Genomic DNA, 8656 nt, shown 5'->3' with positions numbered 1-8656 from the left:
GCACGGCCCGGTCCGACCGGCACTGCGGGCGGTACGCCGGGAACGCCCCCCACGCCGCTGGTGCTGAGGAGCGGTTGCGGCGCCGCGTGGCGTGGAGGCCCGGCGGTGCTGGTCGCTGAGGTTCGGCGGATCCGGCCGCGCTGGTGTCGCGAGGTGCCGCAGGTCCGGCGGCGCTGGTGCTGAGGCTCAGCGGGTCCGGCGGCGGACCAGCAGCGCGATCCCGGCCAGCCCGAGGGTGATCACCAGCATCACCGCGACGTTCAGCAGGAGCAGGCGGCGCAGCTCGCTGAAGGCCTCGTTGATGTCCTGAGCGGGATTGAGCGCGTCCTCCGGGATGATCCGCTCGCCGCCGCCGACCCCGCCGCTGACCGCCTCGTACGTCCGCTCCAGCGGCACCCCGACGGTGCGCAGCGTCTCCGACATGCTGATCCGTCCGAGGAACCAGGCCGCCGTGGTCTTGCGGGCGTCCGGCTGCTTTGCCGGCCGGTAGACGCGCGGCCCACCGACCGCCTTCGGATAGAGGTCGTAGGTCTGCTTCGGAGTGTCACCGGCCAGCACCACCACGGTGTACTTCGGACCGAGGTCGGCCTTCTCGGGCGCGCGCGCCGGTGCCAGGGAACGGCTCACCTGGTCGATGACGGCGGCGACCTGCTCCGGGTTGGCGTCGTGGCGCAGCCGCAACGGCTCGGCCAGCCCGTGTCCGGTGATGTCGACACCGGCCGGCGGCGCCTTCGGCGCGGCCTTGACCGGCTCGACGAAGGCCAGCGACAACACCACCGCAGCGACTCCACCGACCGCTATCGCGGCCAGTCGCCTCATCCGTCGGACCATGCCGCCTCCTCGCCCCGTCGATGGTCGGCTGTGCTGCAGGGGTCACGCGTTGGAGGGCCGACGTCGGTGACCATGCCCCACAGGACGGGTACCCACTTCAAAGACTCCGCGGAACGACGATTGGTTGCAGCTGGTGAAACACTAATTGGAACTATCTGTGATCGCGAATCGGCCGATGATCAGCCGTGCACACGCGGGGCGGATCTTACCTGTGCGCTGGCGGTGATGGGGGGCAGGGTAGCGCGTACGACGTGGTCCTGGGCAGTGGTGTTCGGCGTGGCGCTCGGTGTCGCGCTCGGTGTGTCGTTGCTCCTGCCGACGTGGACGCTCCCGGCGCACCACCGCGCCGCCCGCCAGCCGGCACGGATGTAAGGAGGGGTCCCCTGCTATGCACGAGGCGTTAGCAGGGGACCCCTCCTTACACACGGCAGCCCTAGAACAGGCGGGCGCGGGCGGCGCGAAGCCGGGTCAGGGTGCGCTCGGCGCCGAGCACCTCCAACGACTCGAACAGCGGCAACCCGACCGTCCGGCCGGTGACCGCGACGCGTACCGGTGCCTGGGCCTTGCCGAGCTTGAGACCGCGCGCCGCGCCGACCTCCTCCATGGTGGTCTTCAGCGTCGCCGCGTCCCACGAGGTCACCGCCGCGAAGGCGGCGATGGCGTCGTCCAGCAGCTCGCCCGAGCCCTCCTTCATCGCCTTGGCCCAGGCCGCCTCGTCGATCAGCGGGGAGGCGAGGAAGAGGAAGTCGACGTTCGGCACGATCTCGCTGAGTACCGCGATACGGGTCTGGGCCAGCGGCGCCACCGCCGCGAACGTGGCCGCATCGAACTCGTCGGGCTGCCACGGCGGCGGCGGGATGCTGCCGGTACCGGTCAGCCACGGCCCGCAGACCTCGACGAACTCCTCGACCGACAACGCCCGGATGTACTCGCCGTTGAACGCCCGCAGCTTCTTCTCGTCGAAGAAGGCCGGCGACGGGTTCACCTCGTCGAGCCGGAACTCGTCCTCGATCACCGACCAGGGCACGATCTCCCGGTCGTTGGAGGGCGCCCAGCCGAGCAGCATCAGGTAGTTGCGCATCGCGGCGGCGAGGTAACCCTCGTCCCGGTACGCCTCCAGCGCGACCTTGTCCCGTCGCTTGGACAGCTTCTGCCGCTTCTCGTTGACCACCACCGGCACGTGCGCCCAGATCGGCGGCTTCACCCCGAGCGCGTCCCAGAGCAGCTGCTGCTTCGGGGTGTTGGGCAGGTGCTCCTCGGCCCGGATCACGTGGGTGATGCCCATCGTCATGTCGTCCACGACGTTGGCCAGCAGGAAGACGGGCGAGCCGTCGCCCCGGGCGATCACGAAGTCCTCGATGAGCTTGTTCTCGAAGGTCGGCTCGCCCCGGATCAGGTCGACGACCACCGTCGTGCCCTCGTCGGGCGTCCGGAAGCGCAGCGCACGGCCCTCGCCGGGCGGCAGTCCCCGGTCCCGGCAGTACCCGTCGTAACCGGTGTACTGGTTACCGGTCCGGGCCTGCACGGCCTCCCGGGTGCAGTCGCAGTAGTACGCGCGGCCCGAGTCGTGGAGCCGTCCGGCGGCGGCCCGGTGCTCGTCGGCGTACGAGGACTGGAACCACGGGCCCTCGTAGCTGCCCCGCTCGATGCCGATCCAGTCCAGCGCCGACAGGATGCCCTCGGTCCACTCCGGCTTGTTGCGTGCGGCGTCGGTGTCCTCGATACGCAGCACGAACACCCCGCCCTGCTGCTTGGCGAAGATCCAGTTCTGCAACGCCGATCGGGCACCGCCGACGTGGAACATACCGGTCGGGGAGGGGGCGAATCGCACACGTACTGTCACGGCCCCCAGCGTACAGATGTAAGGAGGGGTCCCCTGCTATCGCCTGGTGTCGTACAGGGGACCCCTCCTTACGTCACAGCGGGTCAGGGGACGGAACGGATCTTCAGCACCAGGATGCTGCCGAGGACGGTCACCGCGGCGGTGGTGGCGTACAGGGCGGGGTAGCCGCCCAGGTACACCACGATCGGGGCGGAGACGGCCGGCCCGAGCACCTGCGGGGCGGAGTTGGCGATGTTGATCACGCCGAGGTCCTTGGCCCGGTCGGTGGCCCTCGGCAGGACCTGCGTGATCAGGGCGGCGTCCACCGACAGGTACACCCCGTAACCGGCACCGAGCAGCAGCGCGGCGACGATCGCCATCGGCCAGGTGGGGGCGACGGCCAGCAGCAGGGCCGCGACCGCGATCACCATCCCGGCGACGATGACGAAGATCTTGCGTTTGCCCGTGCGGTCCGACAGTCGCCCGGCGACCACCGTGGTGGCCATCAGCCCGGCGGTGTAGAGCAGGATCAGCACCAGCAGGCCGCCCTCGGGGTCGGCCACCCGGACCTCGTCGGTGAGGAAGTACAGCAGGTAGAGGGTGCCGAAGGCGTTGCCGAGCTGCACCAGGAACCGGGTGATCCAGGCCCAGCCGAAGTCCGGGTACCGGCGCGGCGACACCCACATGCCGGCCAGCAGTCCCCGCAGCGGGGGTCGGTGCGTACGCGGCAACGGGTCGTCGGTGGTGCGCAGCGCGAACGGCAGCGCGAACAGCAGCACCGCGGCGGCGATCGCCAGGTAGCCGGCGGCGTTGCCGGTGACCACGGCGGTGACCAGGACGACGCCGAGCACCAGCCCGAGCGCCTGCGGGATGCCGACCCAGCCGGAGACGCCGCCGCGCTGGGCGACCGGGACCCGGTCCGGTACGGCGGCGGTCAGGCTGGCCAGCATCGCGTTGAAGCAGGTCTGCGCGGCGACCCAGCCGACGACCACGCCGAGCACGGTCTGCGCCTGGGCGAGCAGTGCCAGCGACAGCGCGCCGAGCACCGCGCCGCCGAGGGTCCAGACGTGCCGGCGGCCGAACTCCCGACCGCCGATCCGCAGGCAGGTCCGGTCCGACAGTGCCCCGACCAGTGGGTTGACGATCACCGCGGCGAGCGCGCCGATCCCGGTGACCACCGCCAGCATGGTCTCCTTGTTCGTCGGCGCGATCTGTCCGAGCTGCTGCGGCAGCAGCACCTGGATCGGGGTGAAGAACGCCATCCAGACGCCGAGGTTCGCGGCGAAGAGCAGCGCGATCCAGCCGCGCCGCACCGACACGGTCGGTTCCGCCAGCGCCGCCGGCAGCGAGGCCGGCGTCGGGTCGACGGTGGTCACCGCGGAGGTTCCCGCCGGGCCGCCGCGATGACCTCGCGCAGCCAGGAGTACGAGGACTTGGGCGTACGCGCTCCGGTGGCGAAGTCGACGTGCACCAGGCCGAAGCGCTTGGTGAAGCCCTCGGCCCACTCCCAGTTGTCCAGCAGGGACCAGACGAAGTACCCGGTCACGTCGACCCCGTCGGCCATCGCCGCGTGCACCGCGCGCAGGTGGCCGTCCAGGTAGGCGATCCGGTCCGGGTCCGGCACCCGGCCCTCGGCGTCCGGGGTGTCGTCGTACGCGCAGCCGCTCTCGGTGATCTGGATCGGGGGCAGGTCCGACCCGTACTGCCGGTGCAGCCAGCCGAGCAGGTCCCGGAGCCCGTCCGGTGCCACCGGCCAGTCGAAGGCGGTACGCGGGTACCCGGTGAGCGGCACCAGCGTGAACGGCAGCGGCGAGCCCTCCTCGGGGGCGCGTACGCCGCTGGGGTTGTAGTAGTTGACCCCGAGCACGTCGAGCGGGGCGGCGATGACGTCGAGGTCGCCGTCGCGGACCACGCTGGTGTCGAAGCCCAGCTCGGTCGGGTAGCCGCGGCCGAGCAGCGGGTCGGTGAAGAGCCGGTTGTGCAACGCGTCGTAGGCGTACCCGGCGGCGGCGTCGGCGGGGTCGTCGCCGAGCACGCGTACCGGCGAATAGTTGTTGGCGATGGCGACCGGACTGTTGCTGCGGGCGCGCAGCGCGGCGACCGCGAGACCGTGCCCGAGCAGTTGGTGGTGGGCGACCGGGAAGGCGTCGAAGAGCAGCGCCTTGCCGGGGGCGTGCTCGCCGGTGCCGTGGCCGAGGCTCATGTGGATGAACGGCTCGTTGAGGGTGATCCAGAGCTTGACCCGGTCGCCGAGGCGGGTGGCCAGCACGTCGGCGTACTCGGCGAACCGGTGCGCGGTGTCGCGGTGCAGCCAGCCGCCGGCGTCCTGGAGCGGCTGGGGCAGGTCCCAGTGGAACAGCGTGGCGACCGGGTCGATGCCGTGGCCGAGCAACTCGTCCACCAGCCGCTCGTAGAAGTCGAGCCCGGCGGCGTTGACCCGGCCGGTGCCGGCGGGCAGCACGCGGGGCCAGGCCACCGAGAAGCGGTACGCGGTCACCCCGAGCCCGGCCATCAGCGCGACGTCCTCGGCATAGCGGTGGTAGTGGTCGCAGGCCACGTCGCCGGTGCTGCCGTCGAGGATGCGCCCGGGGGAGTGGGCGAAGGTGTCCCAGATGGAGGGTCCGCGACCGTCCGCGTCGGCGGCGCCCTCGATCTGGTAGGCGGAGGTGGAGACGCCCCAGCGGAATCCGGTGGGGAAGTCGGGCATCGGAGCGGTCTGCATGCGCCCTCCCGGCGAAACGCGAAACGTGTTCGGAACTCTAGGGGTCGTGGGAGCGCTGCGCCATAGGGTGTCGATGCGTCGATGGCAATACCTTTCGGCGTGTCTTTGTTAACCCGTCCACATACGTCCGTTTTTGCGCATACAGTTCCGAATATTGTGGGATGTCCTCACTGGAGGAAGACGGAAATGATCCTCGTGGAACGCAGCGCGCACGTGACGGCACCGGTGAACGCGGTCTGGGACGTGGTACAGCGCGCTGAGCAGTTGCCGGCCTGGCTGGCCGGCGTCCGTGCGGCCGAGGTCCTCTCGGGCGAGGGCTTCGGCAGACGGCAACTGGTCCAGGCCGGGCGCGGTGCCGCACATGAGGCCGAAGTGATCGCCTACCAGGAACCGACCCTGATCGGCTGGCGGGAACGGGCCAAGGGCGCCGGTGCCCGAGCGGAGGCGCGCACCGAGATATACGTCCAGCTCACCCCGGACGAGGACGAGGGTGGGACGGTCGTGCGGCTCATCGTCGTACGCTGGCCGGCCGGCCCGGTCAAGGCCGCGCTTCTCCGGCTCGGCCTGCGCAGGGTCGGCGCCGACCTGGAGGACTCGCTGGCTCGGCTGACCGACCTGGCCGCCGTCGGCTGACCGACCACCTCCTGGCGTCACCCGCGATGCGGTGGCGGCCCCGGTGTCCCGACCAGGTGCACCCGGGCCGCCACCGTTTTCGACGCCGCCGGTGATCGCCCTACACGACGACGGTGAAGGCCGCGACGCGTACCTCGTCGAGGTGCCGGAACTCGAAGAAGAGGCGATAGGTGCCCGTCGACGGCACCGTGATGCCGAACGCCACCACCGAACTGGCCTGACTCGCCGCCGCCGGATGGACGTGCAGGTACGCCAGATCGCCCTGGCGCAACGCGACCAGGTGCCCGTACGCGCCCAGGTGCGGTTGCAGGTCGTTGACCGGCTGCCCGAGGCGACCGAGCCAGACGAGCACCTGGTGGGATTCGCCGGCCCGCAGGCCGCCGTCCAGGGTGACCGTGTAGTCGTCGACCAGGACCGTCTCCTCGGGCGGATCGAGTGGCCGTGCCGCGTACCGGCCGGGAACCGGCAGGTCCGTCCCGAGGGTGACCCCCGCCTGGGCGCCGAGCGGCCAGAAGTCGGCGATCACCCGCAACGGGCCGGGTGCCGACGGGGTGACCCGCACCCGCCAGGTGCCGTCGGGCGACATCTCCGGATGCAGGTGCTGATATCCGGAGAGGTCACGGCCGACCAGGATCAGGTGCATCCGGCGCTCGTGGTTCTCCTGGAACTCGGTCAGTGCGGCCCCGGTCTGGTCGCTGATCTGGAAGGCCAGCTCACCCGGCTCGCCGGCGGTCAGGTCCGGCGTGTGCAGCGCCAGCGACCAGCCGTCACGGGACACCTCCAGCCCGCCCGGACCGTGGCCCGCGTGCCCGCCCGGCACGACACCGGACGACCGGGCCGGAGTGCCGCTCGGGCCGCCGGCCCGCCCGGCGAAGAAGCCGACCGTCAGGGTCAGCGCGAGCACCAGCGCGATGGCCGCGTAGCGCGTCGGCGGACCCGACGTCGGTTCCGGAACGGGGGGACCGGTCGCGTACTCCCGGGTGGGCGGCACGGCGACGGAGCCGACGGCTTTCGCCGCCGGCCCCTGACTGGTCGTCGTCACGGCAGCCGGGGCTGCAACACGAACAGCCCCTGTTCGATGCCGCTGACCACGACGACACCGCTCGGGAAGTACGGGTAGGTGCTCCAGGCGCCGTTCATCGAGGAACTGTTGCTGGACGGGTAGACGTCGAAGTACCCGGCCTCGGTGGCGCGGCCGGCGGCCACGTTGGTCAGGTCCAGGATGCGCAACCCGGCCCGATAGTTGGCCTGGTAGCTGTACTTACCCTTGACGTACTGGTTGTGGTCGGTGGCGGCGACGCCGGAGGGCGCGCTGTAGGTGCCGATGTGTCGAGGGGCGTCCAGGTCGGCCAGGTCCCAGATGTAGGTCTGCGTGTTCACCCCACGACGGGACTCGTCCAACTCGTCGTCGAGCAGGAAGTAGCGCTGGTCCTCGGTGAACCAGCCCTGGTGGGTGTACGCCCGACCGGTGTACCCGATGCGGGCCAGCTGTCGAGGGGCGGACTTGGTGGTCACGTCGACGACGGTGACGGTGTCCTCGTTGGAGCTGACGCAGATCTCCCGCCCGCTGTAGGCGGTGTCGGGACCCCGGTAGACCACGCACTGGGTGTCGTGGGTGTATCCGTCGTTGCTGACGCAGCCGGCCGACGTCGGGGACTTCGGGGTCCGGATGTCGACCATGTGCAGGCCGCCGCTGCAGGTGTTGGTGCCGACCGCGTACGCGAAGCCGGTCTGCTCGTTGATGGCGATGTTGTGCGAGTTGCCGAACTGGTTGTACTGCGCGTTCGTCGTCCAGGTCTGAGGCGTGGTGACGCCGCGCAGCCGCGTCAGGTCGAAGACCTGCATGCCGTGCCCGGAGACGTCCGCCACCACGTAGGCGTGGTCACGGTAGACCTTGATGTCCCGCCAGACGGCGGTGCGGTTCTGGTACGCGGGCAGGTTGCCGAGGTACACCGGCGCGGTCGGGTCCGAGATGTCCACGAACGAGGTGCCGTTGCGGCGGCCGACCAGCGCGTACTCCTTGCGGGTCTGCGGGTCGGTCCAACCCCAGATGTCGTTCGCCTGGCTGCCGCCGATGCCGGACAGCGGCATGAACGACAGCAGGTCCACGTTGCGGCAGGGGTAGCCGGCCGCCTGACCGTTCGTGCAGGCCGTCGCCGCGAGGGCAGCCGCCTGCTGGGTCGGTTCCCGTTGCGCCATGAACTCCTGCGCCGACGCCCGCCCGGCGGGTGTGGCGGGGTCGTGTGCCACCGAGGGCGAGCCCGGCCCCAGCGTCGACACCACCAGGGCGCCGACGGCCAGGGCCAGGCCGATCCGGACGATTCGCATCTGTGCTCCCTCTCGTCGCGCGGGGGCGGACGGCGTCCGAGCCGACGGAGGACGGCGCGACAGGAGTCCACCGGGCCGGCGTGGTGCCCGTGCGGAGGTCGGATACCTATCGATGATTGTGGATCGGCGATGTTACGGGGGGAAGTCGCCTCCTGATATCGCCTGTGTCATACCGGGGCGGCGTCGCCGCCGTTCTCGGCGCTCGTGGAGCGGGTGCGCGCATGCGTGTTAGGAAGGGACCCTTGCTATGCACGAGGCGTTAGCAGGGGGCCCTTCCTTTCCCCCGGCCCCAGCGTGAGAGAGGGCCCGGCGCGATGCGC

General features: G+C 70.9%; 8 protein-coding genes. 2 read left to right on the top strand and 6 right to left on the bottom strand.

The window, feature by feature from the left end; all coding sequences use genetic code 11:
- Positions 1–183, top strand: a 183-nt coding sequence (locus EYA84_RS33560; RefSeq protein WP_236145870.1) for a hypothetical protein, incomplete at its 5' end; no start/stop codon positions are given.
- A 3-nt stretch (positions 184–186) separates the two neighbouring features.
- On the opposite strand, the gene EYA84_RS20570 is transcribed toward EYA84_RS33560, so the two are convergent.
- The 4 genes from EYA84_RS20570 to EYA84_RS20555 form a co-directional block, all read right to left on the bottom strand.
- On the bottom strand, positions 187–831 hold the full coding sequence (locus EYA84_RS20570; RefSeq protein WP_131054678.1) for a hypothetical protein: 645 nt from the start codon (positions 829–831) through the stop codon (positions 187–189).
- Positions 832–1264: 433 nt separating this feature from the next.
- Entirely contained in the window at positions 1265–2674 is a 1410-nt protein-coding gene (gene gltX, locus EYA84_RS20565) for a glutamate--tRNA ligase (protein WP_131054677.1), read from the bottom strand.
- A gap of 83 nt (positions 2675–2757) precedes the next feature.
- Positions 2758–4029, bottom strand: a complete 1272-nt coding sequence (locus tag EYA84_RS20560) for an MFS transporter (RefSeq protein ID WP_131054676.1) — start codon at positions 4027–4029, stop codon at positions 2758–2760.
- Positions 4026–5375, bottom strand: coding sequence for a GH1 family beta-glucosidase (locus EYA84_RS20555; protein ID WP_131054675.1), 1350 nt, complete (start codon positions 5373–5375; stop codon positions 4026–4028). The genes EYA84_RS20560 and EYA84_RS20555 overlap by 4 nt, the downstream gene beginning before the upstream one ends.
- Positions 5376–5561: 186 nt before the next feature.
- On the opposite strand from EYA84_RS20555, the gene EYA84_RS20550 reads away from it, so the two are divergent.
- Positions 5562–6008 carry an SRPBCC family protein gene (locus EYA84_RS20550; protein WP_131054674.1) on the top strand — a complete coding sequence of 149 codons (447 nt, stop codon included), beginning with the start codon at positions 5562–5564 and terminating at the stop codon, positions 6006–6008.
- A gap of 100 nt (positions 6009–6108) precedes the next feature.
- On the opposite strand, the gene EYA84_RS20545 is transcribed toward EYA84_RS20550, so the two are convergent.
- Both EYA84_RS20545 and EYA84_RS20540 read right to left on the bottom strand, forming a co-directional pair.
- Positions 6109–7050 (bottom strand): hypothetical protein, encoded by a 942-nt coding sequence (locus EYA84_RS20545; RefSeq protein WP_236145869.1) that lies wholly within the window; start codon positions 7048–7050, stop codon positions 6109–6111.
- Entirely contained in the window at positions 7047–8336 is a 1290-nt protein-coding gene (locus tag EYA84_RS20540) for a choice-of-anchor B family protein (protein ID WP_131054673.1), read from the bottom strand. Before EYA84_RS20540 ends, EYA84_RS20545 begins: the two co-directional genes overlap by 4 nt.
- Positions 8337–8656 lie beyond the last annotated feature (320 nt).

The organism is Verrucosispora sp. SN26_14.1, from assembly GCF_004307965.1.
Taxonomy (GTDB): domain Bacteria; phylum Actinomycetota; class Actinomycetes; order Mycobacteriales; family Micromonosporaceae; genus Micromonospora.
This window is presented reverse-complemented; position numbering and strand designations above follow the sequence as displayed.

Coding starts and splice junctions, on each gene's coding strand:
- EYA84_RS20550 (WP_131054674.1), top strand. CDS start 5,562: ATGATCCTCGTGGAACGCAGCGCGCACGTGACGGCACCGGTGAACGCG.
- EYA84_RS20540 (WP_131054673.1), bottom strand. CDS start 8,336: ATGCGAATCGTCCGGATCGGCCTGGCCCTGGCCGTCGGCGCCCTGGTG.
- EYA84_RS20555 (WP_131054675.1), bottom strand. CDS start 5,375: ATGCAGACCGCTCCGATGCCCGACTTCCCCACCGGATTCCGCTGGGGC.
- EYA84_RS20570 (WP_131054678.1), bottom strand. CDS start 831: ATGGTCCGACGGATGAGGCGACTGGCCGCGATAGCGGTCGGTGGAGTC.